Annotated in this window: 23 protein-coding genes; 14 read left to right on the top strand and 9 right to left on the bottom strand. The window is 70.4% G+C overall.

All coding sequences use genetic code 11. The features are described 5' to 3' along the window. Positions 1–39 precede the first annotated feature (39 nt). Together ACEN9Q_RS08495 and ACEN9Q_RS08490 are read left to right on the top strand one after the other, a co-directional pair. On the top strand, positions 40–2,259 hold the full coding sequence (locus ACEN9Q_RS08495) for a TonB-dependent receptor (protein WP_495628041.1): 2,220 nt from the start codon (positions 40–42) through the stop codon (positions 2,257–2,259). 80 nt (positions 2,260–2,339) lie between these two features. Then, entirely contained in the window at positions 2,340–2,741 is a 402-nt protein-coding gene (locus tag ACEN9Q_RS08490) for a hypothetical protein (RefSeq protein ID WP_495628040.1), read from the top strand. A gap of 149 nt (positions 2,742–2,890) precedes the next feature. Here the strand turns inward: ACEN9Q_RS08490 and ACEN9Q_RS08485 are convergent, their stop codons facing one another. Genes ACEN9Q_RS08485 through tssF form a run of 3 tightly spaced genes read right to left on the bottom strand, consistent with a single transcriptional unit; the run spans position 2,891 to position 8,261 of the window. Further along, entirely contained in the window at positions 2,891–5,323 is a 2,433-nt protein-coding gene (locus tag ACEN9Q_RS08485) for a heavy metal translocating P-type ATPase (protein ID WP_495628039.1), read from the bottom strand. 53 nt (positions 5,324–5,376) lie between these two features. After that, complete coding sequence (gene tssG, locus ACEN9Q_RS08480) at positions 5,377–6,399, bottom strand: type VI secretion system baseplate subunit TssG (RefSeq protein ID WP_495628038.1); 1,023 nt, start codon at positions 6,397–6,399, stop codon at positions 5,377–5,379. Next, positions 6,390–8,261 carry a type VI secretion system baseplate subunit TssF gene (tssF, locus tag ACEN9Q_RS08475; protein WP_495628037.1) on the bottom strand — a complete coding sequence of 624 codons (1,872 nt, stop codon included), beginning with the start codon at positions 8,259–8,261 and terminating at the stop codon, positions 6,390–6,392. The genes tssG and tssF overlap by 10 nt, the downstream gene beginning before the upstream one ends. A 101-nt stretch (positions 8,262–8,362) precedes the next feature. Here tssF and ACEN9Q_RS08470 point away from each other — a divergent pair, with 101 nt between their 5' ends. Then, positions 8,363–9,073: a glutathione binding-like protein gene (locus tag ACEN9Q_RS08470; RefSeq protein ID WP_495628036.1), complete on the top strand. Its 711-nt coding sequence runs from the start codon at positions 8,363–8,365 to the stop codon at positions 9,071–9,073. 18 nt (positions 9,074–9,091) lie between these two features. On the opposite strand, the gene ACEN9Q_RS08465 is transcribed toward ACEN9Q_RS08470, so the two are convergent. After that, complete coding sequence (locus ACEN9Q_RS08465; protein ID WP_056445434.1) at positions 9,092–9,820, bottom strand: SDR family oxidoreductase; 729 nt, start codon at positions 9,818–9,820, stop codon at positions 9,092–9,094. Positions 9,821–10,126: 306 nt separating this feature from the next. Between ACEN9Q_RS08465 and ACEN9Q_RS08460 the strand changes: the two genes are divergently transcribed. The 4 genes from ACEN9Q_RS08460 (at position 10,127) to ACEN9Q_RS08445 (ending at position 14,642) form a co-directional block, all read left to right on the top strand. Beyond that, on the top strand, positions 10,127–10,879 hold the full coding sequence (locus tag ACEN9Q_RS08460) for an SDR family oxidoreductase (RefSeq protein WP_495628035.1): 753 nt from the start codon (positions 10,127–10,129) through the stop codon (positions 10,877–10,879). 63 nt (positions 10,880–10,942) lie between these two features. Next, positions 10,943–11,830, top strand: coding sequence for a LysR family transcriptional regulator (locus tag ACEN9Q_RS08455; RefSeq protein WP_495628931.1), 888 nt, complete (start codon positions 10,943–10,945; stop codon positions 11,828–11,830). A gap of 90 nt (positions 11,831–11,920) precedes the next feature. Further along, on the top strand, positions 11,921–13,837 hold the full coding sequence (locus ACEN9Q_RS08450; protein WP_495628034.1) for a putative bifunctional diguanylate cyclase/phosphodiesterase: 1,917 nt from the start codon (positions 11,921–11,923) through the stop codon (positions 13,835–13,837). Between the two features lie 241 nt (positions 13,838–14,078). After that, positions 14,079–14,642, top strand: coding sequence for a TetR/AcrR family transcriptional regulator (locus tag ACEN9Q_RS08445; RefSeq protein ID WP_495628033.1), 564 nt, complete (start codon positions 14,079–14,081; stop codon positions 14,640–14,642). Positions 14,643–14,656: 14 nt separating this feature from the next. On the opposite strand, the gene ACEN9Q_RS08440 is transcribed toward ACEN9Q_RS08445, so the two are convergent. Continuing rightward, positions 14,657–15,646 (bottom strand): aldo/keto reductase, encoded by a 990-nt coding sequence (locus ACEN9Q_RS08440; protein WP_056445421.1) that lies wholly within the window; start codon positions 15,644–15,646, stop codon positions 14,657–14,659. A gap of 105 nt (positions 15,647–15,751) precedes the next feature. Here ACEN9Q_RS08440 and ACEN9Q_RS08435 point away from each other — a divergent pair, with 105 nt between their 5' ends. Together ACEN9Q_RS08435 and ACEN9Q_RS08430 are read left to right on the top strand one after the other, a co-directional pair. After that, on the top strand, positions 15,752–16,693 hold the full coding sequence (locus tag ACEN9Q_RS08435) for a LysR family transcriptional regulator (RefSeq protein ID WP_495628032.1): 942 nt from the start codon (positions 15,752–15,754) through the stop codon (positions 16,691–16,693). Positions 16,694–16,702: 9 nt separating this feature from the next. Then, on the top strand, positions 16,703–16,900 hold the full coding sequence (locus ACEN9Q_RS08430) for a hypothetical protein (RefSeq protein WP_495628031.1): 198 nt from the start codon (positions 16,703–16,705) through the stop codon (positions 16,898–16,900). Between the two features lie 26 nt (positions 16,901–16,926). On the opposite strand, the gene ACEN9Q_RS08425 is transcribed toward ACEN9Q_RS08430, so the two are convergent. From ACEN9Q_RS08425 to ACEN9Q_RS08415, 3 genes are all read right to left on the bottom strand, one after another. Beyond that, entirely contained in the window at positions 16,927–17,859 is a 933-nt protein-coding gene (locus ACEN9Q_RS08425; protein WP_056445413.1) for a pirin family protein, read from the bottom strand. A gap of 1 nt (position 17,860) precedes the next feature. Continuing rightward, positions 17,861–18,244, bottom strand: coding sequence for an OsmC family protein (locus tag ACEN9Q_RS08420; protein WP_056445410.1), 384 nt, complete (start codon positions 18,242–18,244; stop codon positions 17,861–17,863). A 144-nt stretch (positions 18,245–18,388) separates the two neighbouring features. Further along, positions 18,389–19,090, bottom strand: a complete 702-nt coding sequence (locus ACEN9Q_RS08415; protein WP_495628030.1) for a pirin family protein — start codon at positions 19,088–19,090, stop codon at positions 18,389–18,391. Positions 19,091–19,327: 237 nt separating this feature from the next. Between ACEN9Q_RS08415 and ACEN9Q_RS08410 the strand changes: the two genes are divergently transcribed. The 4 genes from ACEN9Q_RS08410 (at position 19,328) to ACEN9Q_RS08395 (ending at position 23,567) form a co-directional block, all read left to right on the top strand. After that, positions 19,328–21,022 (top strand): AMP-binding protein, encoded by a 1,695-nt coding sequence (locus ACEN9Q_RS08410; RefSeq protein ID WP_495628029.1) that lies wholly within the window; start codon positions 19,328–19,330, stop codon positions 21,020–21,022. Then, a complete protein-coding gene (locus ACEN9Q_RS08405) occupies positions 21,019–21,612 on the top strand; it encodes an NAD(P)H-dependent oxidoreductase (protein ID WP_495628028.1) in 594 nt (197 codons plus the stop codon). The genes ACEN9Q_RS08410 and ACEN9Q_RS08405 overlap by 4 nt, the downstream gene beginning before the upstream one ends. Positions 21,613–21,660: 48 nt before the next feature. Further along, on the top strand, positions 21,661–22,608 hold the full coding sequence (locus ACEN9Q_RS08400) for a LysR substrate-binding domain-containing protein (RefSeq protein ID WP_056445398.1): 948 nt from the start codon (positions 21,661–21,663) through the stop codon (positions 22,606–22,608). Positions 22,609–22,745: 137 nt separating this feature from the next. Beyond that, entirely contained in the window at positions 22,746–23,567 is an 822-nt protein-coding gene (locus tag ACEN9Q_RS08395) for an alpha/beta fold hydrolase (protein ID WP_495628930.1), read from the top strand. A gap of 19 nt (positions 23,568–23,586) precedes the next feature. On the opposite strand, the gene ACEN9Q_RS08390 is transcribed toward ACEN9Q_RS08395, so the two are convergent. After that, positions 23,587–23,766 carry a hypothetical protein gene (locus tag ACEN9Q_RS08390; protein WP_495628027.1) on the bottom strand — a complete coding sequence of 60 codons (180 nt, stop codon included), beginning with the start codon at positions 23,764–23,766 and terminating at the stop codon, positions 23,587–23,589. A 188-nt stretch (positions 23,767–23,954) separates the two neighbouring features. Between ACEN9Q_RS08390 and ACEN9Q_RS08385 the strand changes: the two genes are divergently transcribed. Continuing rightward, positions 23,955–25,970 (top strand): sensor histidine kinase, encoded by a 2,016-nt coding sequence (locus ACEN9Q_RS08385; protein ID WP_495628026.1) that lies wholly within the window; start codon positions 23,955–23,957, stop codon positions 25,968–25,970. The last annotated feature ends 41 nt before the right edge of the window (positions 25,971–26,011 follow it).

Genomic DNA, 26,011 nt, shown 5'->3' with positions numbered 1-26,011 from the left:
TCCCCCACAATCCGGTTCAACGGAATGAAAGGACATGATGTGCAGAAGACGATACGTTCGGCGATCCTGTGCGGCCTCGCCGCGCTGCCGGTGACGGCACGCGCCGGCGACGGCGACGGCGATCCCGGCGCCCCGACGGTCACCGTCATGGCGAAGAAGGCGGCGGTCGCCAGAAAACTCGACAAGACCGTCTACCAGGTTGCCGACACGCCGCGGGCAGCCAACGGGTCGGCGCAGGACGTGCTGCAGGCGACGCCGGGGGTCTCGGTCACGGCCGACGGGCAGATCGCGGTCAAGGGCAATACCCAGGTCACGGTCCTCGTCGACGGCAAGCCGACGGCGATGCTGTCGGGGTCCGGCGAAGAACGCGCGCTGGCGCTGCAGACCATGAGCGGCGCCGACATCGCCAGCGTCGAAGTCATCACGAATCCCTCCGCCGCCTATCGCGCCAATGGGGGCGCGATCGTGAATATCGTCTTGAAGCGCAACCGCAAGCCCGGCGCGCACGCGCAGGTCCAGGGCAGCGCCACGGACCAGGGCCTGTGGAACGCCGGCGCGTCGGGCGACGCGACCCGGGGCCGATTGAGCGTGCACGGCAACGTGGCGTACCGTCATGACGGCACGCTGAAGATCCGCCGTTCGAGCGTCGACTGGAATAATCCGGCCGCGGGCCAGTCCGGACAGACACTGCAGGCGTCGCGGGTGTTCATCCGGCGCGTGGTGGACAGCGCGGCGCTGGGCGCCGATTACGCCCTGAGCGACGCCGACAGCGTCAGCCTGTCGGCGCGCCATAACGAACGGCGGTCGCGTCCCTTGTTCGACGTCCTCAACGAGACCAGCACCGGCGGCGCCGGGACGATCTATCACCGCATCTCCAACGGGCCGAACGAGCAGTCGGACGACAGCGCCAACCTGAGCGTCAGCCATCAGGGCGACGGCGCGGCGCTCAAGGCGACGGTGCAGCACAGCGCGACGGTGGGCCTGGTCGACAAGTCGTATCGCGACGTATTCGTGGAGCCCGCGCGCGCCACCGACTACAGCCATGGTGCGACCCGGTCGGCGCGCCGCCTCGACCAGGCCACCGTCGACTGGACCGGCGCGGCGAAACACGGCCAATGGGGCATGGGCCTGGATCTACGGGACCAGACCGACGCCATCGGCAACTACCAGGCGCGGGTCGATCCCGCGACGGGTGTCGAGACGCCCGATCCGGCCACGACCAACGGCTACACCGTGACGACGGCCCTGCGCGCCGTCTACCTGACGGACCGGGTCCGGCACGGCAAATGGGAAGCGCTGCTGGGCGGACGGGCCGAACGCATGGCGCTGCGGGTGAATCCTGCACAGGGCAGCGCGCGGACCGGGCACTGGCAGGCCTTCGATCCGAGCCTGCACCTGAAGTACGCGGTCGGCGACGACGCCGACCTGACGCTCGCCTATCGCCGCAGCCTCCAGATGCCCGACCCGCGCGACCGCAACCCATTCACCACCTATGTCGACGCGCAGAATCTGAGCCGCGGCAATCCCGGCCTCGGGCCGCAGCGGCTCACCGCATGGGAGGTCGGCGCGCACGCCGGTACGGCACACCTGGACGGCAATGCCGGCGCCTTCTACCGCACGAGCCGCGATACGGTGACGGACGCGCGCAGTTTCGTCGACAACGTGCTGATCACGTCGAAGCAGAATGGCGGACAGGCCCGCTCGGCCGGCATCACGGGCTCGCTCGACTGGACGCCGGATGCGACGCTGCGCCTGGGCTTGGACGGCGGCGCGTATCGCGTGGTGCTCGATACGCCCGATCTTGCCGGCGCCGTGCGCCAGGACGGCGTCTCCGGCTACCTGAACGTCAGGGCGGCGTACCGCGTCGGCCGCGACGACGTGGCGCTCGATGCGCACCGCCAGTCGGCCGCACTCGCGCCGCTGGGCCGCCTTGGTGCGACCAGCAGCGTGAACCTGACGTGGAAGCATGCCCTGAGCAAGACGCTCGGTCTGACGGTCAACGCCAACGACCTCTTCAACGGCAGCGCACGCGCCTATCGGACCGACACGAGCACGTTCCACCAGGCCGGGTTCGACCATTTCGTCGTCCGGCGGATCTATGTCGGTTTCGTCAGGAAGATCGAGTGGCCAGGCGTCGACCAATTAATATTGGCGACAATCTGCCGGAAAATCGCAACGGCATTTCTTTACAATGACCGGCACGATGAACGTCAACTTTTGCGATGTGGCCGCCGCACTTCGTTTTCGACATCGGCATAGCAAGGGGCTAGCAACGGTTGACGAAAATGCCGGGCGCAGCCGAAGAGAAACGAAATAATCCATGCCGGGCATACGCGCAGATGAAATACCTGAAACACGTTTTTCCGTTACTACTCGCGGCCTGCTCGATCGACCCGGCAGCAACCAATGATTACGCTGGACTTGGCACGAGCAAATTGGCCACCCAGTTGAAATATTCGATGTTCCTGGGCGAGACAGCCGTGGACCGGAGCATTGGTGACCTGGTCAATGTGCCCCGGGTTCTGAATGCCGCCGATCCCCTCGCGGCGCTCAACGCGCTCGGTTTCACCTGTCCGGCGCCGCCAGCCGCGGTCTGCACGTACGACGGCAGTGCAAAGTCCGTCATCGTTAGCGCGGATCGCAAGGACACGCAGAAATTCACGACGAAGGTGCATATCCAGGCACGCCTGGAAAATCATGGGGTGGACATAAATAGTCGACTCCAAAAAATCGATTTTTGACCGGGCCGCATCTGCAAATGGTCGAAGCCAGCCATCGAGCGTCACAGGCCCCCATCCAACGAACATCCGACCCGCCGCTGTCGTGATGCCTGTCGTGCGGCACCGCCATTCGGTGCCGGCACGAATTCGGCCGATAACGCCGTGTCAGGTCAGGCGCCGCGGGCCGTCACCGGATACCCGGCCGCATCGATCGCCTGCGCGATCGCGTCCAGGTCGGCGGTGCTCTCGACCTTGACTTTCTTGGTCGGCAGGTCGACTTCGACCTTCGCATCCTTGTCGACGGCCTGCACCGACTTGGTGACGCGGCCCACGCAGTGGCCGCAGCTCATGTCTTCGACGGTCAATTCATACATCGTGTGTGCTCCTTGTACTTGGGGCAGGTCCGCCCCGTTGGTTGAAATCGTATCGTCAATGGCCGGACGCGGCGCCGGCCGCCAGCGCCGCAGCAGCAGCGCATTGGTGACGACGCTGACGGAACTCAGCGCCATCGCCGCCCCGGCCAGCACGGGGTTCAGCAGGCCCAATGCCGCGACGGGAATGCCGACGACGTTGTAGACGAAGGCCCACATCAGGTTCTGGCGGATCTTGCGCCACGTGCGGTCCGAGATGTCGATGGCGTCCGCCACGAGCAGCGGGTCGCCCCGCATCAGGGTGATCGCGGCCGTGTGCAGCGCGACGTCGGTGCCGCCGGCCATGGCGATGCCGACGTCGGCCGCCGCCAGCGCGGGGGCGTCGTTGATGCCGTCGCCCACCATGCCCACCTTGTGCCCTTCGCGCATCAGGCCGCGCACGACGTCAGCCTTGTCCTGCGGCTGCACGTGCGCGACCCAGCGCGTGAGGCCGAGGGCCTGCGCGACGGCGCGCGCGCTGCCTTCGTTGTCGCCGCTCAGCATCATGCTGTCCACGCCGAGGGCGCGCAGGCGGGCGATGGCCGCCTGGCTCGCCGGCTTGAGGCGGTCGCCGAATGCGAGCACGCCTTCCACGACGATGGCACCACCGTCGTCGCGGGCCAGCCACGACACGGTGCGGCCGTCCGCCTCGTGGCGCGCGGCCGCGGCGGCCAGCGCGGCCGGCAAGACAGCGCCGGCGCCGATCTCGTCCAGCATGCGGCGGTTGCCGAGATAAACGGTGTCGCCGTCCACGCGGGCGCGCACGCCGCGGCCCGGCAGCGCGGCGGATGCCGTCGCGGGCGGCACGGCCACCGCGCGCGCCGCGGCCAGATCCGTCACGGCGCGCGCCAGCGGATGTGCACTCCCCTGCTGGACGGCCGCGGCCAATGCCAGCAGCCGGCGCGTGTCGCCGCCTTCCAGCGCGACGACGCGCGGACGGCCTTCCGTCAGCGTGCCCGTCTTGTCGAACACGACCATCTTGAGCGCGTGCGCCGTCTCCAGCGCTTCCGCGTCCTTGATCAGGATGCCGTGGCGCGCGGCCGCGCCCGTGCCGACCATGATGCCGGTCGGCGTGGCGAGGCCCAGCGCGCACGGGCAGGCGATCACCTGCACGGCCACCGCGTTCAGCAGCGCGTGCTGCCAGTCCCCGGTCGCCAGGCCCCAGGCCAGCAGGGTGACGAGGGAGATCAGCAGCACGACGGGCACGAACACGGCGCTGACCTTGTCGACGAGCCGCTGGATCGGGGCCTTGGCGGCCTGCGCATCCTCGACCATGCGGATGATCCGGGCCAGCATGCTGTCCGCGCCGACCGCCGTTGCCTCGACCAGCAGCAGGCCCTCGCCGTTGACGGCGCCGCCCGTGACGCGGTCGCCCGTACCCTTCGCCACCGGCAGGCTCTCGCCCGTCAGCAGGGATTCGTCGAGATGGCTGGCGCCTTCCATGACGCGGCCGTCGGCCGGCACGCGTTCGCCCGGCCGCACGACCATCAGGTCGCCGGCGCGCAGGTCGTCGAGCGGAATCGTCGCGTCGCGGCCGGCGCGGCGGACGATGGCCTCGGCGGGCCGCAACGCCTCCAGCGCGCGGATCGCGGCGACGGTCTGGTGGCGCGCGCGGCCTTCCAGCCATTTGCCGAGCAGGACGAGCGTGACGACGACGGCGGCGGATTCGAAATACAGGTGCCCGCCGCCCGCGTGCAGCAACTGGTACAGCGACAGGAAGTACGCGGCCGATGTGCCGATCGCGACGAGCAGGTCCATATTGCCGGCGCCCGCGCGCACGGCCTTCCAGCCGGCCCGGTAAAAGCGCGCGCCGAGCCAGAACTGGACGGGCGTCGCCAGCAGCAGTTGCAGCCAGCCGGGCAGCATCCAGTCGATGCCGAACGGCGCCAGCAGCATCGGGGCGATGAGAGGAACGCTGAGCAGCGCGGCCACGGCGACGGGCCACCAGGTGGGCAGTCCCGGCGCCGCGGGCGCCTCGGCCTTGCCGCTGCCCGCCGGCCGCGCCGCGTAGCCGGCCCGCTCGACGGCGGCCACGATGGCCGCGAGGTCCAGCCCGTCGCCCTGCACGGCCGCGCGTTCCGTCGCCAGATTGACGCTCGCGTCGCGCACGCCCGGCACGGCCTTGATCGCCTTCTCCACGCGCGCCACGCACGACGCGCAGGTCATTCCGCTGACATCGATGTCGATCCCCATACTGTTTCTCCCGTGATGACCGACACAGGATATGCCTTCCCACGATGGGAAGGTCAAGGGGATTTTGTGGCGGACAGGGGCGGCAGCGGGTCGAGCGGACGGAGTTCGTAGCAAAGGTCGGCGCGGTCGGCCGCGGCGGGGGCGCTGAGCAGATAGCTGTCCAGGCCGAGCCGGCGGCCGGCCGCCTCGAGCTGCACCGGTCCCAGGTCGGCCTGGCGCAGCACGAGCACGATGTCGTAGGCGAGCGTCGGGACGGCGAACAGGCCCAGCAACGTGCGCAGCGCGCGGGCGCCCGCGGCGCCGGGCAGGAAGTGGTCGTAGCGGGTACGGTCGAGGGGCCCGATGCGCACGCGCACGCGCAGGTCGGGGCGCCAGCTGCGCGCGCCCAGCAGCGCGCGCCGGCCGAGCAGCGCGCGGTTTTCGAATTTTGTGCCGAGGGCGCTCTGTTCGGACACAGCCAGGCGGTCCCAATGGCCGACGCCCTCCTGCACGCGCACGGCCACGCCGAAGTGGCTGGACAACACCCGGCCCAGCACGACCGCCGACACGGGCCGCCGGCGCAGCAGGCCCGCGAACGCGGCCAGTGCGGTGTCCGGGACGCCGTCCCGCGCGAACGCCGCGCCGCCCGGCACGCCCGCCAGCGCCAGCAGCAAGGGGAGAAACCCGTCGCGCGGGCCGGTCACGAGGTGCTCGACCCGGTATTTCTGCCACGCACCGTACCACAGCGCGAGCATGCGCGTGCTGAACATGTCGAGGAAGGCGCGCGCGGCTTGCGCATCCGGCGCGTCCGCCGGCAGCGCGAGCAGGCGCTCCGTCACGTGCAGCGGCAGCGCCCCGTGCGCGCCCAGGAGGCCCATGAAGCTGGGCGTCAGGCGGTAGCCGTCCGGCTCCCGCGTCGCCCCCTCCAGTTGGCTGGGCGGGAACGAGAGCGCGACGCTGTTGGCGAAGCGCAGGTGACGCGCGAGCGCACGGCGCGCGGGAATGCCGCGCTCGTCCAGCGCCAGCAGCAGCAGGCGCACGGCCTGGACGAAGTCGAAGCGCTGGGGCTCGGCCAGCAGGCGCGCGATCAGGTCCATTCGCCGCCGCTGGTCCGCGGAGCGCAGGCGAGGATTTCGCGGCCGGTCTGGTGCGACACGACCTGCAGCCGGGTGAAGCAGTTGAGCTGGCCGTTCAGGGCAAAATAATGGTCGAGCACCTGCACGAACGGATACAGGCCGGTGCCGGCGAACGCGTCCTCGTCGACAGTGAGACGGATGCCGATGCCGGGCGTGAGGCTGGCGACGGGCGCCGCGCCGACCCACGCGCGCACCGTGCCGTGTTCCAGCCCGACGATGCCGGCAATCTGGCGCTGCGCCACGGGCGAGCGCGGCAGGTCGTACAGCGCGAGCATCTTTTGAAAGTCGGCCAGGCCGGCCATCGTCAGGCCGGCATGGTTCATGGCCAGGTGGGCGATCAGGCGCCAGTGCGTACCGCGCGTGCCGGCGAAGCGCCAGCTGGGCGTGGGCTTGCGCAGCATGCGGATGGGGGCCAGGGCCGACAGCTCGTCGCTGCGCAGGTCGCCCTGCGGCTGGCCATACGGCAGGCGCGACGGCACGTCGCGGTTGCTGCACGTCAGCTCGGTGGAGAGCGTCGCGCCGGCCGCGTCGAGCGGGTGGAAATCGCCGTCGACGAGGGCGATGCGCATCTCGTGGCCGGGACTGACGGCGGCCGTCGCGTAGTCGCGCCGCGCGATCCAGTAGTGCGCCGCGTCCGCCCTGCCCGCGCCCCCGGACGAAGCGTCGCCCCGCGCGGCGTCGCCCGGCGCATACAGGGGCGCGAACGGCGTCACGGTGCCCGTGCCTTCGCGCACGAGGCGCACCGCGTCCACGCTGTGGATTTCGTAAGCCGCCGCGTGGGCGCCGTCGGCCAGCAGCGGGTAGTCGGCGCTCGTGTAGGCGAGCTGCAGCGGCGCGCCGGGCTTGGAAAACAGATTGATGACGGGCGTGCATCCGGGCAGCAGGTTGCGCGCGTCCAGCCCGGCCAGCAGGCGCGCGCCGTCGGAATCGGGGGCGATGCCGGACAGCGCGACATGCAGCGTGAACCGGCGGCAGCGCGGCGGCAGCAGGTCGCCCAGCGCCGCCAGGTCGACGTCGATGAAATTGAATTTTTCCGGATAACAGAAATACTCGGTCAGCAGGCGCGGCGCCGGGTGCGAGCGCGCGGGATACGGCAGCATCGCATCCTCGTCCGCGAGGCCGGCCAGCCGCAGCGGCACGCGCGCGAGCGGCAGCCAGCCCTTGTCGCCTTCCGGCTGCAGCCAGGCGGAGGCGGCGCGCAGGAACAGCGCGTCGATCAGTGCGGCGCGGGTCGACGCGTCGCCGTCGGCGAACAGGCGCAGCGCCGGCGGCAGGCGCTCCGGAAAGCCGCCGCGCGCCGTCTCGATCGTGAGGCTGATGCCGCAGGCGCTGTTGCTCGCTGCCTTGCGCGGCACCCGGAGCGCGCGCGGGACCTCGAGCAGCGGCACGAACGCGAGCCGCGCCACGGTGAGCGGCGCCAGCAGCACGTCGTAGACGGTGCGGAACAGGCATGGCGCATCCGTCCCGGCGCTGGAGCGCAGCATCGTGCCGCGCGCGAGCAGGAACGGCTTTTCCGGCACCTCGGCGGGCGCGCGGTAGCCCACCTGGACGACGGAATACGACGGCAGCGGCCGCAGGTAATGGGGATACAGGCTGTCCAGCAGCGCTTCGGTGAACTTGGGATAATCGTCGTCGAGGCGCTTGTTGATCCGCGCGGACAGCAACGCGACGGACTGGATGAGGCGCGCGACGCCGGGATCGTCCCAGGTGTCGCCGGTCACGTGCAGGTCGCTGGCCGGCTTGGGATAGCGGGCGCGGAATTCGCGCGCGAACTGGCCGAACAACCCCAGCTCTTCCTCGTAGTAGCGCAGCAGCTCGTCCATGGCTCCCCATCGTTGCCCAAGACCAAGATGTATGCTCCCACCCTGCGCAAAACCGTATCTTGAGTACAATCAATGCAAACCAACCGACAGGAGAATCGTCCGTGACCGACCTGAACCAGTTCCTCATCACGCAGAAATGGCCCGCGCAGCACCCCGACCGCCTGCAGCTGTATTCGCTGCCGACGCCGAACGGCGTCAAGGTGTCGATCATGCTGGAAGAGATCAAGCTGCCGTACGAGGTGCACCGCATCGCGTTCGACCAGAACGAGCAGACGACGCCGGAATTCATGGCGCTGAACCCGAACAACAAGATCCCCGCGATCATCGACCCCGACGGCCCCGGCGGCAAGCCGCTGCCGCTGTTCGAATCGGGCGCGATCCTGCTGTACCTCGCCGAGAAGACGGGCAAGCTGCTGCCCGCGGACCCGGCGCGGCGCTACGAGACGATCCAGTGGCTGATGTTCCAGATGGGCGGCATCGGCCCGATGTTCGGCCAGCTGGGGTTCTTCCACAAGTTCGCCGGCCGCGAATACGAGGACAAGCGCCCGCGCGACCGCTATGTGCACGAGGCGAAGCGCCTGCTGGGCGTGCTCGACGCGCACCTGCGCGGCCGCGACTGGATCATGGGCGACGAGTACACGATCGCCGACATCGCGACCTTCCCGTGGGTGAACAACCTGATCGGCTTCTACGATGCCGGCGAGATCGTCGGCTTCGACCGTTTCCCGGAAGTGGGCCGTGTGCTGGAAGCGTTCCGCGCCCGCCCGGCCGTCGCCGAAGGCCTGCAGATTCCGCGCGCGCCGGCCGCGTAACCGGGCTCGGGACAACGCTCAGGACAACGTGCGCAGGTCGGCGATGACTTCGGCCCCGAAACCGGCGCCGAGCAGGTAGTCGACCAGGTGCTCGGCGCATTCGTCGGGATCGAGGAGCGCGCCCGTCTCCTTGAGGTCGACGAAGCGCTGGCGCATGGGGAAGCGTTCCTCGGGCACGGCGCGGATCTCGGCCTGCATGCCGGTGTCGATGACGCCCGGCGCCAGGCTGCAGATACGGACGCCCCGTTCGCGGTCCAGCGCGACGGCGCGCGCGTGGTGGTCGAGGGCGGCCTTGGTGGCGCAGTAGACGCTCCAGCCCGCGTACGGGCTGCGGCCGGCGCCGCTGGAAATGTGCAGGATGCGCCGCTGCGCCCCGTCGCTGGCGCGCACGACGGCGGCCGCCAACGCCATCGGCGCCGCCACGTTCAGCTGCACGGCGCGCAGCACGGCCTGCGGGTCCTGCGCGTCGAGCGGGCCGACCGGGCTGACCATGCCCGCATTATTCAGCAGCAGGACGGCGCCGGTGCCGTCCAGGTAGGCGCCGAGCGCGCCGCCCGCCAGCCAGCCGGACAGCGCGACGCTGTCGGCCAGGTCGAGCTCGATCTCCTCGAACAGGTCGGGATACGCGTCCGCCAGCTCGGGCGCGCGGCTGCGCGCCAGGCCCAGCACGGGCACGCCCCGCGCCAGCAGGTTGCCGGCGAGCGCGGCGCCGAGGCCCCTGGTGTGGCCGGTGATGATCGCTTTCATGGTGGTCTCCCTGGTGCCCGCCGCGGGCCGCCCTGCGCGGGCCGACGCCGATACAGGAAATGTTAACCCAAGGACCGGGGCGCGGCCAATCGTGCGCGGAATTCTTGCTCGGTATGCGCGCCCGGCGCAGTCCATAGGCAGGGATGCGCGGCCGGCCCCACGGATCGTCCGGCAACGTGCCCGCGTCCGTGTCCGTGTCCGACGATTGTTATCTCAAACGAAATTATGAATACACACGCGACATGATTATCTTCTAACGGAAATCAATCATCATGACCTCACTGTCAACCAACCAAGGAGGTCACCATGAACCAGCAAGCCCAGCAAGCCACCACCCGCGTCGCCCTCGTCACCGGCGCCTCGCGCGGCATCGGCGCCGCCGTCGCCAGACGCCTCGCGGCAGACGGATTCGCCGTCGCCGTCAACTACGCCGGCAACGAAGCGGCCGCCAACGCCACCGTCGCCGCCATCGAACAGGCCGGCGGCCGTGCCATCGCGGTCCGGGCCGACGTCGCCCGGGTCGCCGACGTGAAAGCCATGTTCGCGACGATCGAAGAACGGCTCGGCCGCGTCGACATCCTCGTCAACAACGCCGGCATCCTGCCGTACGTGACCATCGCCGAGACGAGCGACGAGGTGTTCGAGCGCACGATGGCCATCAACGTCACGGGCACGTTCAACACGATGCGCGAGGCGGCCGCGCGCCTGAACGGCGGCGGGCGCATCGTCAACTTCTCGACGAGCGTACTGCACATGGCGCCGCCGACCTACGGCGTGTACGTCGCCACCAAGGGCGCCGTGGAAGCGCTGACCCGCGTGTTCGCGAAAGAGCTCCGCGGCCGCGACATCACCTGCAACGCGGTGGCGCCGGGACCCGTCGCCACCGAACTGTTCCTGGACGGGAAGTCCGACGAGCAGATCCGCCAGGCCGCCATGATGGCGCCGCTGGGACGCCTGGGCGAGCCGGACGACATCGCCGGCGTCGTGGCCTTCCTGGCCGGTCCGGACGGCGGCTGGGTCAACGGCCAGGTCCTGCGCGCCAACGGCGGCATCGCGTAAGGCGACCGGCCTGCGCGCGCACCGTATAATGCCGGCCGGGAGGTGGCACGCATGGCGACGCAGATGGACCGGTTCCAGGAGATGCAGATTTTCGTGCGCATCGTGGAGCGCCGCAGCTTCACGCAGGCGGCCGAGGATCTCCTGATCCCGCGCGCCACCGCCACCAACGCCATCAAGCGGCTGGAAAACCGGCTCGGCACGCGGCTGCTGGAACGCACCACGCGCGCCGTCGCGCCCACGCAGGACGGCGCCGCGTACTACGAACGGTGCGTGCGCCTGCTGGCCGACCTCGACGAGGCGGAGGATGCGTTCCGCGGCAGCGAGCCCGCCGGCCTGTTGCGCGTGAACCTGCAGCCGACGCTGGCGCGCTACTTCGTGTTTCCCGCGCTGCCCGCGTTTCTCGCCCGCTATCCGCGCATCCAGCTGCACGTGGGCGAGGACGACCGCCTCGTCGACCTCGTGCGCGAAGGCGTCGACTGCGTGCTGCGCGCGGGCCAGCTGCACGATTCGTCGATGGTGGCGCGGCGCGCGGCCGACCTGGAACAGGTGACGGTGGCCAGTCCCGCCTACCTGGACCGCCTGGGCGTGCCCGCGGCGCTGGCCGACCTCGCACGCCGCCAGGCGGTCCATTACGTGTCGACCGCGACGGGTCGGCCGTATCCGCTGGAATTCATGACGGACACGGGACTGAAACTGGCGACGCCGCCCGGCGTCGTCTCGGTCACGGGCACGGAAGCCTATACGGCGGCGGCCCTCGCGGGCCTGGGGCTCGTGCAGGTGCCGCGCTACCGCGTGGCCGAACAGCTGGCGGCGGGGCAGCTCGTCGAGGTGCTCGCGGACGTGCCGCCGCCGACGATCCCCGTCTCCGTGCTGTACCCGCAGGCGCGCCAGTTGTCGGCCCGCGTGCGCGTGTTCGCGGACTGGCTCGTGCAGCGGTTCAGGACGGCTTGACCTTCCCGGCGGCAACGCCGCGCCAAGCTCGTGCCTCCAGTTTGCCGACCGTGGCAGAATGTGTCTGAACCGACCCGAACAAGACATGCCATGCAGACCCCATCCATCCCGCTCGACGAAGCGCGCCGGCTGACGGCGCTGCACGCCACCCGCCTCCTCCACAGCGCGCCGGAAGACGCCTTCGACCGCATCACCCGCATGGCCAGCCGGCTCCTCGACATGCCGATCGCGCTCGTGTCGCTGGTCGACAAGGAAGACCAATGGTTCAAGTCGCGCTGCGGCATCGACATGACAGGCACGCGGCGCGAGATCTCGTTCTGCGGCCATGCGATCCTCGACCACGAACCGCTGATCGTCCCGGACGCGACGAAGGACGCGCGCTTCGCCGACAATCCGATGGTCGTGAACCCGCCGCACATCCGGTTTTACGCGGGCGTGCAGCTGTACTCGATCGACCGGATGCCGCTGGGGACCCTGTGCGTCCTCGACCGCGTGCCGCGCACGCTCACCGAGGAACAACTCGACATCCTGCGCGACCTGGCGCGCATGACGGAACAGCTGATCCACTTCCGCCAGCTGGCCGCGGCCGCGCAGTCGCTGCGCTCGCACGTCTACGTCGACAACGCGAATCCCGAACTGGCGGCGGCCGCCGGCCAGGTCGAGTTCCTGCTCACGCACGACATGCTGACGGGCCTCGCGAACCGCCAGGTGCTGGTGAAGACCATCGCCGACAACCTCGATCAATGGAAGCACGACGGCGGCCACACGCTCATCGCGACGGTCAACGTCGACAAGTTCAAGCGCCTCAACGAGCTGCTGGGCCACCACGCGGGCGACAAGGCCCTCGTCGCGATCACGTGGAGCCTGCAGAACCTGCTGCGGCCGGGCGACCTGCTGGCGCGCGCGGGCAGCGACGAATTCGTCCTGCTGCTGCCCGGCCTCGGCGACGACAGCGTGGCGCGCGACCGCCTGCGCCAGTTGCTGCAGTCCGTCACGCGCGAATTCAAGACGGCCGGCGGCGCGATCCCGCTCACGTGCAGCATCGGCTACGCCATCTTCCCGGAAGACGGCGCCGACGGCGACGTCCTGCTCAACAACGCGACGATGGCCGTGCGCCGCGCCAAGGCGCTGGGCGGCGGCCAGATCCAGCGCTATTCGGAAGAACTGAGCCAGGCGCTGCAGCGCAAGCTCACGCTGGAAAACCAGCTGCGCCATGCCATCGACCGCAACGAGCTGTCGCTGAACTACCAGCCCAAGACCGACCTGCGCACGGGCGCCGTGGCCGGCCTGGAAGTGCTCGTGCGCTGGAAGCATCCGGAACACGGCGCGATCTCGCCGGCCGAATTCATCCCGATCGCCGAGGAATCCGGCCTCGTCGTGCCGATCGGCGAATGGGTGCTGCGCGCGGCCGTGGCCCAGCGCCGCGCCTGGAGCGACGCCGGCGTGCCGGACGTGCCGGTGGCCGTCAACCTGTCGGGCAAACAGTTCCTCGGCACGGACGTCGTGGCGCTCGTCGGCACGGTCTTGCGCGAATCCGGCCTGCCCCCGCGCCTGCTCGAACTGGAACTCACGGAAAGCATCTCGATGGACGACCCGGGCCGCACCGCGGACCTGATGCGCCAGTTGCGCGAACTCGGCACCACGCTCAGCATCGACGATTTCGGCACCGGCTATTCGAGCCTCAGCTACCTCAAGCGCCTGCCCGTCGACAAGCTCAAGGTCGATCGGTCCTTCGTCCTCGACGTGCACCAGAGCGCCGAATCGCTGGCGATGGTGAAGGCGATCATCGCCATGGCGCACACGCTGCACCTGGACGTCATCGCCGAGGGCGTCGAGACGGACGGCCAGCTGGCCGCCCTGCGCAGCGCGGGCTGCGACCAGATCCAGGGCGACTATTTCAGCAAGCCGCTCGACGCCGACGCCTGCGCCGCGTACCTGCGGCGGCACGGGGCGGCGGCCGCATCCCACGGTGCGGAAACGGCGCCGGCGGCCGCCGCGGCCAAATAAGCGCGGAACGCTATCGTTTTTATATCGTAAAATGGCTGTGCGGCCCGTAGATATGCCGGGACGCAACACCAATTCCGGCAAATTTCGTCAAAATCGATGGCCGGAATTGTGGAATCCCACGCAAAGCCTTACAATCGTGACACGGAACGTTGCCAAATTTCATGAGCACATCCGTTGCCAGCGGGTCCGTCGCTCCCGGCCGCACGGACCGCATTCGATTACTGCATACCGACCCATAAGCATGCGTTACACGAGTAACCATAAGGCCGAAACGCGCCAGCGCATCATCGGCGAAGCCGCGCGCCGCTTCCGCAAGGACGGCATCGAGGGCACCGGCCTGGTGCCGCTCATGAAGGCGCTCGGCCTGACCCACGGCGGCTTTTACGCCCACTTCGAATCCAAGGACGCGCTCGTGCAGGCGTCGCTGGAAGCCGCCGCCGAGCAGACGCTGGAACGCTGGCAGGCGCCGCCGGCCGCCGATCCGCCGGCGCGCGCCGTCATCGACCACTACCTGTCCACCCAACACCGCGACGAACCGGGCGAAGGCTGTCCGCTGCCCACGCTGGCCGCGGAACTGGGCCTGCGCGGCCAGCCCAGCGCCACCGCCGACGCGATGGTGGCGCGCATGACGGCATTGCTGGCCGACTGCAACCTCGCGGCCGCTCCCGGCGACGAAGGCGTCGTGGCGCTCGCCGCGATGGTCGGCGCCCTCACGCTGGCGCGCGCCGTGTCCGACCGCGCCGCCTCGGACAACATTCTCGCGGCCGTGCGCGCCGCGCTGCAACCCGCGCCGCGCGAGGACTGAGCCGCCGGCCGGCGTCAGCGATCCACCATCGCCAGCGCCTTCGCCGTGTAGCGCGCGCCGGCCACGCCGATCTGCGTCAGCGCCCCGTCCAGGCGGCGCAGGTCGTCCGCGTCGAGCCGGACGTCGGCCGCGGCCAGGTTCTGTTCGAGGTAGGTGCGGCGCTTCGTGCCGGGAATCGGGACGATGTCGTCGCCCTGCGCCAGCAGCCAGGCCAGCGCCACCTGCCCCGGCAGGGCGCCGTGCGCGGCGGCGATGTCCTTCACCAGGTCGGCGATGGCCTGGTTGCGGTCGAAATTCTCGCCCTGCAGGCGCGGGTCGTTCTGGGCGCGGAAATCGTCCGCCGGATAGTCCTCGGCGCGCTTGGCCGTGCCGGTCAGGAAGCCGCGCCCGAGAGGGCTGAACGGCACGAAGCCGATGCCCAGTTCGCGCAGCACGGGCAGCACGTCGGCCTCGATGTTGCGTTCCCAGATCGAATACTCGCTCTGCAGCGCCGTCACCGGTTGCACGGCGTGGGCACGGCGGATCGTCGCGGCGCCCGCCTCGGACAGGCCGAAGTGCAGCACCTTGCCTTCCTGGATCAGGTCCTTGACGGTGCCCGCCACGTCCTCGATCGGCACGTTCGGATCGACGCGGTGCTGGTACAGCAGGTCGATGCGGTCCGTGCGCAGGCGCTTCAACGAGGCCTCGACCACGTCGCGGATGTGTTCCGGGCGGCTGTCGGCGCCGGCGAAATGGCCCTTGCCGATGACGAAGCCGAACTTGGTCGCGATCTGCACGTCGTCGCGGCGGCCTGCCAGCGCGCGGCCCAGCAATTCCTCGTTGGTGAACGGGCCGTACACTTCCGCGGTGTCGAAGAAGGTGCAGCCGAGGTCGAGGGCACGGTGGATCGTCGCGATCGATTCCGCGTCGTCGGGGGTGCCGTAGGCATGGCTCATGCCCATGCAGCCCAGGCCGATGGCGGAGACTTCCAGTCCCTGGGTTCCGAGTCGTCGTTTGGTCAGCATGTCGTTGTCCTTTCGTGGTGGGTGCCGCCGGCGGCGGTCTGTCGACAATGTAGGCCCTGCGCCTTGCAAAGAAAACACCAATAATCGCATAATCGTTTTCCAAAAATGGAAGACGAGAGCGAACGCGTGGACTGGAACGACCTGAAATACTTTCTCGAAGTAGCGCGCGGCGGCAGCCTGACGCGCGCGGCGGACGTGCTGCGCGTGAGCCAGTCGACCGTCAGCCGCCGCATCACCGAACTGGAAACGCGCCTCGCCACGCGGCTGTTCGCGCGCCACCAGACGGGCTACCACCTGACGGACGAGGGCCGCGAACTGCTCGGGCGCGCGCAGGCCGTCGAAGACAATATGCTGGCGTTCGAACGCGGCGCGTCCGGCCTGAGTCCCGCCGTGTCGGGGCTCGTGCACCTGGCCACGACCGAGAACCTGGCGACCGACCTCGTGATCCCCGCCCTGCCCCGCCTCGTCGCGCGCCATCCGCAGCTGCGCCTGGAGATCGTCACGACGACGGCCACCGTGGAACTGGGCCGGCGCGACGCCGACCTCGCGCTGCGCGTCGTGCGGCCCACCCACGGCAACCTCAAGGCGCGCCGCCTGGGCGAGATGAGCCACGGCGTGTACGGCCACCGCGACTACCTCGCGCGCCACCCGGCGCAGGGGGGCGATCCGCTGGCCGGCCGCGCCGTCATCACGTGGGACGAAGCGCATGCGCACCTGCCGGCCGCGCAATGGCTGGCGCAGCGCGCGCCCGATGCGCACGTGGTGCTGACGGCGTCGACCCTGCGCGCGCAGATCGCGGCCGTGCGCGCGGGCCTCGGCCTCGCGGTGCTGCCCGACTTCCTCGCGACGGGAGTGGATCTCGTGCGCGTGCTGGCGCCCGACCAGGTATTCAGCGACGGGGTGTGGCTCGTGATCCACGCGGACCTGGCCGCGTCGAGCCGCGTGCGCGCCGTCGCCGATTTTCTCGCCGAGGCGGGGGCCGGCGCGGACGCGGCGCTGTCCGGGCGGCGCGCCGGCCAGCCACGGGACGAGCGGGCTTCGTGTTAACATCGGGCGATGGAAAGACGAAGCGACTACAAGACCGCCTTGATGATCGAGGCCACGATCCACGAGGCCCAGGACCGGAACCGCTCGCCCGCGCGCGCGCTGGCCGCGCTGGGTGTGCCGTTCGAAATCGCGATGCGGGTGCTCACGCGGCCGGACGAGCGGCGCCATGCGGTGCCGCCGCCCCGCAGCGCCGACGCCCAGGGCTGAGCGCTGGGCTCAGTTCAGGGCTCGGTTCAAGGATAGCGCACCGGCCGTCCCGGCAGGTCGGGGAGCGGAATGAATTCGTTCTCGCCCGGCACGTGCGGGAAGCGCTGGGCTTTCCAGTCTTCCTTCGCCTGCTCGATGCGGTCGGCCGAACTGGACACGAAATTCCACGTCAGGTAGCGCGGGCCGTCCATCGGCTCGCCCCCCAGCAGCATCACGCGCGCGCCCCGGTTTGCCGTCGCCGCCAGCGTGACGACGGCGCCGGGCTTCAGCACGAGCAGCTGGCCCTGTTCGAAGCGGCCGTCGCGGCCCAGGTCGAGCGTGCCGTCGACCACGTACAGCGCCTGCTCCGGATATTCGGCCGGCAGCGTCAGCCGCGCGCCCGGCTGCAGCGCCAGGTCGACGTAGAACAGCGGCGATTGCACCGGCACCGGCGACGTCTTGCCGAAATAGCTGCCCGCGATGATGCGCGCGGTGGCGCCGTCGCCGTCGAGGATCGGCAGGTCGCCCGCGCCCGTGTGCGAAAAGGCCGGATCGCATTCTTCCTGCGCCTGCGGCAGCGCCACCCAGCACTGCAGGCCGAACAGGTTGGAGCCGGCGGCGCGCACGTCCGGACCGGTGCGCTCGGAGTGGACGATGCCCTTCCCGGCCGTCATCCAGTTCACTTCGCCCGGCTTGATGTCCTGCACGGTGCCGAGGCTGTCGCGATGGCGGATCTGGCCGTCCAGCAGGTACGTGACGGTGGCCAGGCCGATGTGCGGATGTGGGCGCACGTCGATCCCTTCGCCGGCGTGGAACACGTGCGGTCCCATCTGGTCGAGGAAGACGAACGGGCCGACCATGCGCCGGTCCTTGTGCGGCAGCGCGCGCCGCACTTCGAAGCCGCCGCCCAGGTCGTGCGTGCGCGGGACGACGATGGTTTCCACGCCGCTCTCATTATTCCCTTGGTCGAACGTGCTCATGTCAGATGGCCTCCGTGGTGATCTGGATGGTGCCCGACAAGGTCTTGTGCACCGGGCATTTGTTGGCGATGTCGGTGAGCCGGGCCTTGGTGTCGTCGTCCAGCGCGCCGATGTATTCGATGGTGCGGTGCAGGCCGTAGGCCGCGCCTTCCTGGCCATGCCGGATCGAGACCTTGACCTCATCCAGCGCATAGCCCTTGCGCTTCGCGTACAGGCTCACGGTGAGCGTCGTGCACGCCGCCAGCGCGGCCGCCAGGATGTCGTGCGGTTCCGGGCCGCTGTCCTCGCCGCCGAATTCCGGCTTCACGTCCGTCAGGATGCGGTGCGGTCCGATCTCGATCACCTGCTGCAGCGGTCCCGTACCGCGATGCGTCGTCACTTCCATGGCCTGTCCTCCTCGTCTCATGCGTTTGCGTGGATGTCCGCCGCCCGTGTGCACAGGTTGCGGACTGATTGTACCGGGTTCACCCCGCGCCCCTGGCGGCACGGCGTGGCGCGGTCGTGTTTGACTTCGAAATACGTGCCGGGTTCAGGCCGGCAGGTCGAACAGCAGCACTTCGGCATCCTGCGCGTCCGCCAGCGCGACGACCGCTTCCCCGCTGATCTCGACGGCGTCGCCGGCGCCGAGCACGCAGCCGTTCACCGTCACGCTGCCCCGCGCCACCTGCACGTATGCCTGGCGGCCCGGCAGCAGCGCATGGTCGGCGCGGTCGCCGCCGTCCAGGATCGTCGCGAAGATGGCGGCGTCCTGGCGCAGCGAGACGGAGCCGTCGCGCCCGTCGTTCGACGCGATCAGGCGCAGCCGGCCGCGCTTCGAATCCGCATCGAAGTGCTTCTCTTCGTAGCCCGGCGCGCCGTCGGTCTCGGACGGGATCACCCAGATCTGCAGGAAGTGCACGGGCGCCGTCGCCGAGTGGTTGTACTCGCTGTGGGTGACGCCCGTGCCGGCGCTCATGCGCTGCACGTCGCCGTAGCGCAGGACGGAACCGTTGCCCATGCTGTCCTTGTGCTCCAGCGCGCCGTCCAGTACATAGGAAATGATCTCCATGTTCTTGTGGCTGTGCGGGTCGAAGCCGCGGCCGGGGGCCACGCGGTCCTCGTTGATCACCCGCAGCGGCCCGACGTTCATGTGCGCCGGGTCGTGGTAGTGGCCGAACGAGAAGGTGTGCTGCGAGCGCAGCCAGCCGAAACTGGCGACACCGCGATCCGCGCTTTTACGTACTTTCAGCATGATGTTCTCCCTGTGATTGTCAAGTCCTGCGTTCGAACCGTTCGAACACACCGCGCTTCGCGGGCTCTGCCGTCTCGCCGGCTTGCCGTCGAAAGCGCGTTTCCATGGAAAGCATTATGGTCGCTGCGGGGCGGGATGGAAAACGAGTTGTTTCATGGTCTATGATCGATTTTTTCGATAATAACGGACCGTGCGCGGACGCTACACTGTGTCAAAACGTCAAAACAGGAGACAGGCATGGAGCAGGCCAGCTACGTCCACGGAGCCCACCCGCTCCCCCTCATCGGCGACACGATCGGCGTCCACCTGGACCGCGTCGCCGCACGCTTCCCCGGGCGCGACGCCCTCGTCGTGCCGCACCAGGGCGTGCGCTGGGGCTGGCGCGAGCTGCGCGAACGGGCCGACCGCCTCGCCGCCGGCCTGCTGGGCCTGGGCCTCGATCCCGGCGACCGCGTGGGCATCTGGTCGCAGAACCGCGCGGAATGGGTGCTCACGCAGTTCGCGACCGCGAAGGCCGGCCTCGTCATGGTCAACATCAATCCGGCCTACCGGCGCGCCGAACTGGAATATGCGCTGGCGAAGGTCGGCTGCCGCGCGCTGATCCTGGCGCCCGGCTTCAAGTCCAGCGACTACCTCGGCATGCTGCGCGACCTCGTGCCGGAACTGGACGCGCATTCGCCCCATCCTGCGCCCGGCGACCTGCGCGCCGCGCGCCTGCCCGAGCTGCGCCACGTGATCCGCCTGGGGCCAGGCTCGACCCCGGGCATGCTGGACTTCGACACGGTGGCGCAAGGCGCCGGCCCGGCCGACTTCGCGCGCCTGGCGGACGTCGCGCGCACGCTGCAGTTCGACGATCCCGTCAACATCCAGTTCACGTCCGGCACGACGGGCGCGCCGAAAGGGGCCACGCTCACGCACCACAACATCCTCAACAACGGCTTCTTCATCGGCGAGGCCATGCGCCTGACGGAGCGCGACCGCCTGTGCATCCCCGTCCCGCTGTACCACTGCTTCGGCATGGTGCTGGGGAACCTGGCGTGCATGACGCACGGCGCGGCGATGGTCTATCCGGGCGAAGGCTTCGACGCGGGCGCGGTGCTGGCCACCGTGCAGGCCGAGCGCTGCACGGCGCTGCACGGCGTGCCGACGATGTTCATCGCGCTGCTCGACCATCCGGAGTTCGCGTCGTTCGACCTGGCGAGCCTGCGCACGGGCATCATGGCCGGCTCGCCCTGCCCGGCGGAAGTGATGCAGCGCGTGATGCGCCAGATGCACATGGCCGAGATCACGATCGCCTACGGCATGACGGAGACGTCGCCCGTGAGCTTCCAGACCGCGGTCGACGATCCGCCCGCGTGCCGCGTGGGCACGGTCGGGCGCATCCATCCGCACCTGGAAGTCAAGATCGTCGACGCCGACGGGCGCATCGTGCCGCGCGGCGCAACGGGCGAGCTGCTCACGCGCGGCTATTCGGTCATGCTCGGCTACTGGGGCGACGACACGCGCACGCGCGAAGCGGTCGACCCCGCCGGCTGGATGCACACCGGCGACCTGGCGACGCTGGACGCCGACGGCTATTGCCGCATCGTGGGGCGCGCGAAGGACATGGTGATCCGCGGCGGCGAAAATATCTATCCGCGCGAGGTCGAGGAGTTCCTGTACCGCCATCCGAAGGTGCTGGACGTGCAGTGCGTCGGCGTGCCGGACCCGAAGTATGGCGAGGAGCTGTGCGCCTGCATCGTGCTGCGGCCGGGCGAGCAGGCGGACGCGGACGAGATCCGCGCCTTTTGCCAGGGGCAGATCGCGCACTACAAGATCCCGCGCTACGTGCGCTTCGTGGACGGGTTTCCGATGACGGTGACGGGGAAGATCCAGAAGTTCGTGCTGCGCCGGCAGGCGGCGGACGAACTCGGGCTGGGGGAGCGCGCATGAAGTGTCTCGTCGTCGTCGCCCACCCCGTCCATGACAGCTTGTGCCGCGCGCTGGCGCAGCACGCCATCTCCACGCTGACCGCCCACGGCCACGACGTGATCGTCGAAGACCTGTACGGCGCGGGCTTCGCGCCGGCGTTGACCGCGACGGAACGCGCGTCGTATTACGGGCCCGCGTTCGACGGCAGGGCCACGGCGCCGCACGTGGACAACCTGCTGGCCGCCGAGGCGCTCGTGCTGGTGTTCCCGACGTGGTGGTTCGGCTTCCCGGCGATGCTCAAGGGCTGGTTCGACCGCGTCTGGGCACCCGGCATCGCATACGACCACGCCAGCGACCTCGGTCCGATCAGGCCGCGCCTCGGCAAGCTGCGCCAGGCCGTGGCGATCACCTCGCTGGGCTCGCCGTGGTGGGTGGACCGGCTGGTGCTGCGGCAACCCGTGAAGCGCGTCCTGAAAACGGCGCTGCTGGGGACCTGCGCGCCGCAGTGCCGCTTCGGGATGCTGTCGCTGTACCGGGCCGAGTCCCTCGCGCCGCACCGGGTGCAGGCATTCCGCGCGCGCATCGGCCGGACCTTGTCGAAGTGGGCGTGACCGGCGCAATTTTGATACGATGCGCTCCCCGATCCTTCAAGCCCCCACATGCTCAGACTCAGCCTGGACGCCCTCCTCACCGTCGACACCATCGCCCGCCGCGGCAGCTTTTCGGCCGCCGCGAAGGAACTGTACCGCGTGCCGTCGACGATCTCGTACACCGTCTCCAAGCTGGAGGACGACCTGGGCGTGCAGCTGTTCGAGCGCTTCGGCCCGCGCGTCGTCCTCACGCCCGCGGGCGAGGAACTGCTGAAGGAAGGCCGCTACCTGCTCAAGGCGGCGGGCGACCTGGAAAGCCGCGTGCGCCGCGTCGCTTCGGGCTGGGAGACCGAATTCGCCATCGGCATGGATTCCGCGCTCGCGCCGCTCGGCCTGCAGGACGACATCCGGGCATTCTATGACGTGGCCGACCAGACCCGCCTGCGCATCGTGCGCGAGGCCCTGGCCGGCACCTGGGAAAGCCTGCTCGACCGCCGCGTCGACCTGCTCGTGGGCGCGGCCGGCGAAGGCCCGTCCGGCGGCGGCTACACGGCCGAGCCGCTCGGCACGATGTCGTTCGTGTTCGCCGTCGCGCCTTCGCACCCGCTGGCGCAGGTCCGCTACCGGCTCGGCAAGGCGGAGCTGACGGCGCACCGCGCAGTGTCCGTCGCGGATTCCGCCCGGGTGCTGCAGGCGCGCACCGTGGGCCTGCTGTTCGGCCAGGACACGCTGGCCGTCCCCGACATGCAGACGAAATACGAATTCCAGCTGGCGGGCCTCGGCTTCGGCTTCCTGCCCGAGGCCTGGGCCCGCGCCGACATCGCCGCCGGCCGCCTCGTCGAAAAAGAGGTCGAGGAACCCAAGCCGGACGAGACGCTGTACATGGCGTGGCGCACGGGCGAGGAAGGCGCCGCGCTCAAGTGGTGGCGCGAACGCCTGCGCACGTCGATGCCGCTGGCGCGCATGCTCGCCCTCAACTGCCCGATCGAGCGGGCAACGACCGATACCGGCAAGTAAATACCTATACGTTCGTATGACTAGACCGCCCGCGCATCCCTCCCGACAATGACCGGGCCCGGATGCGGCGGCCCGCGCCGTCCCTTCCGGCTTCCTGCCACCAACCGAAGGGACCCGCCATGACCATCACCCGTACCATCAACACCGTCACCACCCGCGACGGCACCATCATCCGCTTCACCGACTGGGGCCACGGTCCCGCCGTCGTGTTCAGCCACGGCTGGCCGCTGCAGGGCGACGCGTGGGAAGACCAGATGATGTTCCTGGCCGACCACGGCTACCGCGTCATCGCCCACGACCGCCGCGGCCACGGCCTGTCGAGCAAGCCCTGGCACGGCAACCACATGGACGACTACGCGGACGACCTGGCCCAGCTGATCGAGGCGCTGGACCTGCACGGCGTCACCCTCGTCGGCCACTCGACCGGCGGCGGCGAAGTCGCGCGCTACATCGGCCGCCACGGCACCGACCGCGTCAAGCGCGCCGTGCTGGTGGGCGCCGTGACGCCGCAGATGGCGCAATCGGACGCGAACCCGAACGGCGTGCCGATGGCGGTCTTCGACGGCATCCGCCAGGGCGTGCAGGCCGACCGCGCGCAATTCTTCAAGGACCTGTCCGGCCCGTTCTACGGCGCCAACCGCGAAGGCGCCAAGGAGTCGCAGGGCCTGCGCGATACGTTCTGGCTGCAGGGCATGCAGTGCAGCATCCGCGCCGCGTACGAGTGCATCAAGCAGTTCTCGGAAACCGACTTCACGGCAGACCTCAAGAAGATGACCATTCCGACGCTCGTGATCCACGGCGACGACGACCAGATCGTACCGATCGACACCACCGCGCGCCGTGCCGCCGAGCTGCTGCCCCAAGGCCGCCTGCTCGTCTACGAAGGCGCCCCGCACGGCCTGCCGGCCACGCACAAGGACCGCCTGAACGCCGACCTGCTGGCCTTCCTGCGTTCCTGATCCCGCCCGGCGCGGCCGGTCATGCCTGCCGCGCCGCAGACAGGGCTTCCACCTGCGCCGGCGCCCCTGGCGGCGCGCCGATGGCGCCGAACAGCCCCGGCATCGCAACGGTCGGTGCCGCCGGCCGCACGTCCAGCAACAGGCACAGGCCGCCCAGCAGGAGGCCCAGCATCACGAACGTCACGTAGTACCGCATCATCCTCCCCCATGCCGGGCCGGCCGGCCCCGCCCCCATCAACGCACGAGGCGCCGCGCGCGCCGACACGCCGCCCGCCCGGTCGCCGATACGTGCGGCGCTCATCCTTTCGTATGAGGGAATTCCCGGGCCATGCCGCGATACTGGTTCCGCTCCGGCCCAACTCCCGCCGGCGGCAATCCCGAGCGCAGATGACCCGACCGTTACCACCGACCCGACCCGCTCCCGCCCCGTACGTCCCGCCCGCCGGCGGCACGGCGGCGCCGGAGCCCTCCATTGCCGCCTGCCGGCGCGCCTGGCTGCTGCTGTGCGGCGCCGGCGTGACGACGCTGGCGGCCGCCCCGCTGCTCGGCACCGATCCGGCCTTGGCCGACGCGCTGCAGGACGCCTGCAGCGCCGGCCGCCTGCCCGGCGCGCTGATCGAAGCGGAGATCGGCCGCGCGCTGCTGGACGGCCCGCGCGACGCCACCCTGCTGGCCGCCGTGCTGCTGGCCGCCGTCGCGCTCGACCGCTTCCGCGGCGGCCGCCGCGCCCTGCTGCTGGCCGAAGCCTGCGCGGCGCGCGCCCGCCGGCCGGACGCCGGCGCCGTCGGCGGTGCCGTGCTGCGCGCCCACGCGACCCTTGTCCTGGCCCGGCGCGCCCCGTTGCGCGACGCCGCCCTGCTGCAGGCCGAAGCCTGCCGCATCGAGGCCGGCCGGCCCGCCACGCTGGCCCGCAACGCCGTCCTGTGGACCGGCATGCGCCTGCTGTGCGGCGCGCCGCTGACCGAACTGCTGCACTACGCGCAAGCCGTGCGCCAGGCCATCCCGGCAGATGGCGCGTCCGCCGCCGCGCGCCAGCTGGACGGCCGCCTCGCGCTGTTCCGCGCCCTCGCGGGCAGCAGCCACGAACCGGACTTGCCCGCGGTCGCGCCGGACGCCATGCAGTTCGGCTGCTGGCTCGACTGCCTGCAGGCCGCGCAGCCACGCGGCCAGACGGGCGCCGCGCGGGCGGCACTGGCCGCGGCACGCCCGCTCGTCACGCCCCTCACGCCGCCGTGCGAACTGCTGCCCTATCACCTGTTCGGCGCGCTGACCCTGGCGCGCCTGCGCGGCATTCCCGGCCTGGGCGCGCAACTGCGCGACCATCGCCGCGCGCTGCAGGCCTGGGCCCGGCGCGCCCCGCACCTGGCCGGCGCCATGGCGCTGCTGGCGCGCGCCGCCGAACAGGATGCCGGCGGCGGCGCCCGCGCCCTGTGCGCCTACGAAGCCGCGGCCGCGCTGGCGCAGTCGGATGGCCAGGCGTGGATCGCCGCACTGGCCTGGGAAGGCGCGGCCAGCCTGTGCGGCCGGCTCGGTCTCGCGGGCGCGCTGCCGGGTTACCGCCGGCTCGCGCTGGACACCTGGCGCGCCTGGGGCGCGCACGGCCGCGTGCGCGCGCTGGTGCAGGCCTGGGACGCCGTGCCGGCGACGCTCGACCCCGACCAGCAGACGCGCGCCGCCCGCGCCGGCACGGTGGGAGAACTCGGCATCGCCATCGCGCACGAGGTCAACCAGCCGCTGGCCGCGATCCTGCTGCACGCCGCCGCCGCGCGGCGCTGGCTGCGCCGCGGCCAGCCCGACACGGCGCGCGCGCTGGAAGCGCTTGAACAGATCAGCACCTGCGGACGCCAGGCCGGCGACATCGTGCGCAGCGTGCGCGGCCTGGCCAGGCGCGAAGGCGAGGCGGCCAGCACGTTCGCGCTCGACGGGGCCGTCGGCGAAGTCGCGCAACTGCTGCGCGCGCTGATGGTGCGGCAGAACGTGCAGCTGGAAACGCGCCTGCAGCTGGCGGAGCGCCAGGTCCACGCCAGCCGCGCCCAGGTCCAGCAGGTGCTCATCAACCTGCTGCTGAACGCGATCGAGGCGCTGGCGGCCGTCAGCGACCGGCCGCGCCGCATCGTGCTGGAATCGGCGCCCGCCGGCCCTGGCCTCGTCGAGCTGCGCGTGCGCGACAACGGGCCCGGCATCGCACCGGCCGACCGCGAACGCATCTTCGACGCCCTGTACTCCACCAAGCCGCACGGCACCGGTGTCGGCCTGTCGATCAGCCGCGCCATCGTCCGCGCCCACGGCGGCCGCATCGAATGCGTACCCGCCGAGCCGCACGGCGCCCTGTTCCGCGTCGTGCTGCCCGTGCGCAGCATGGCCGCCACGGCGCCCCCATCCGCGAGCCACGACCATGCCTGAAATCCCGCGTGCGGGCGGCCAGCGGGCCGCCGCAGTACCAT

The organism is Massilia sp. Masssp93, from assembly GCF_059491295.1.
Note: the sequence above shows the minus strand (reverse complement) of the source record. Positions and strands in the feature narration are given on the sequence as shown.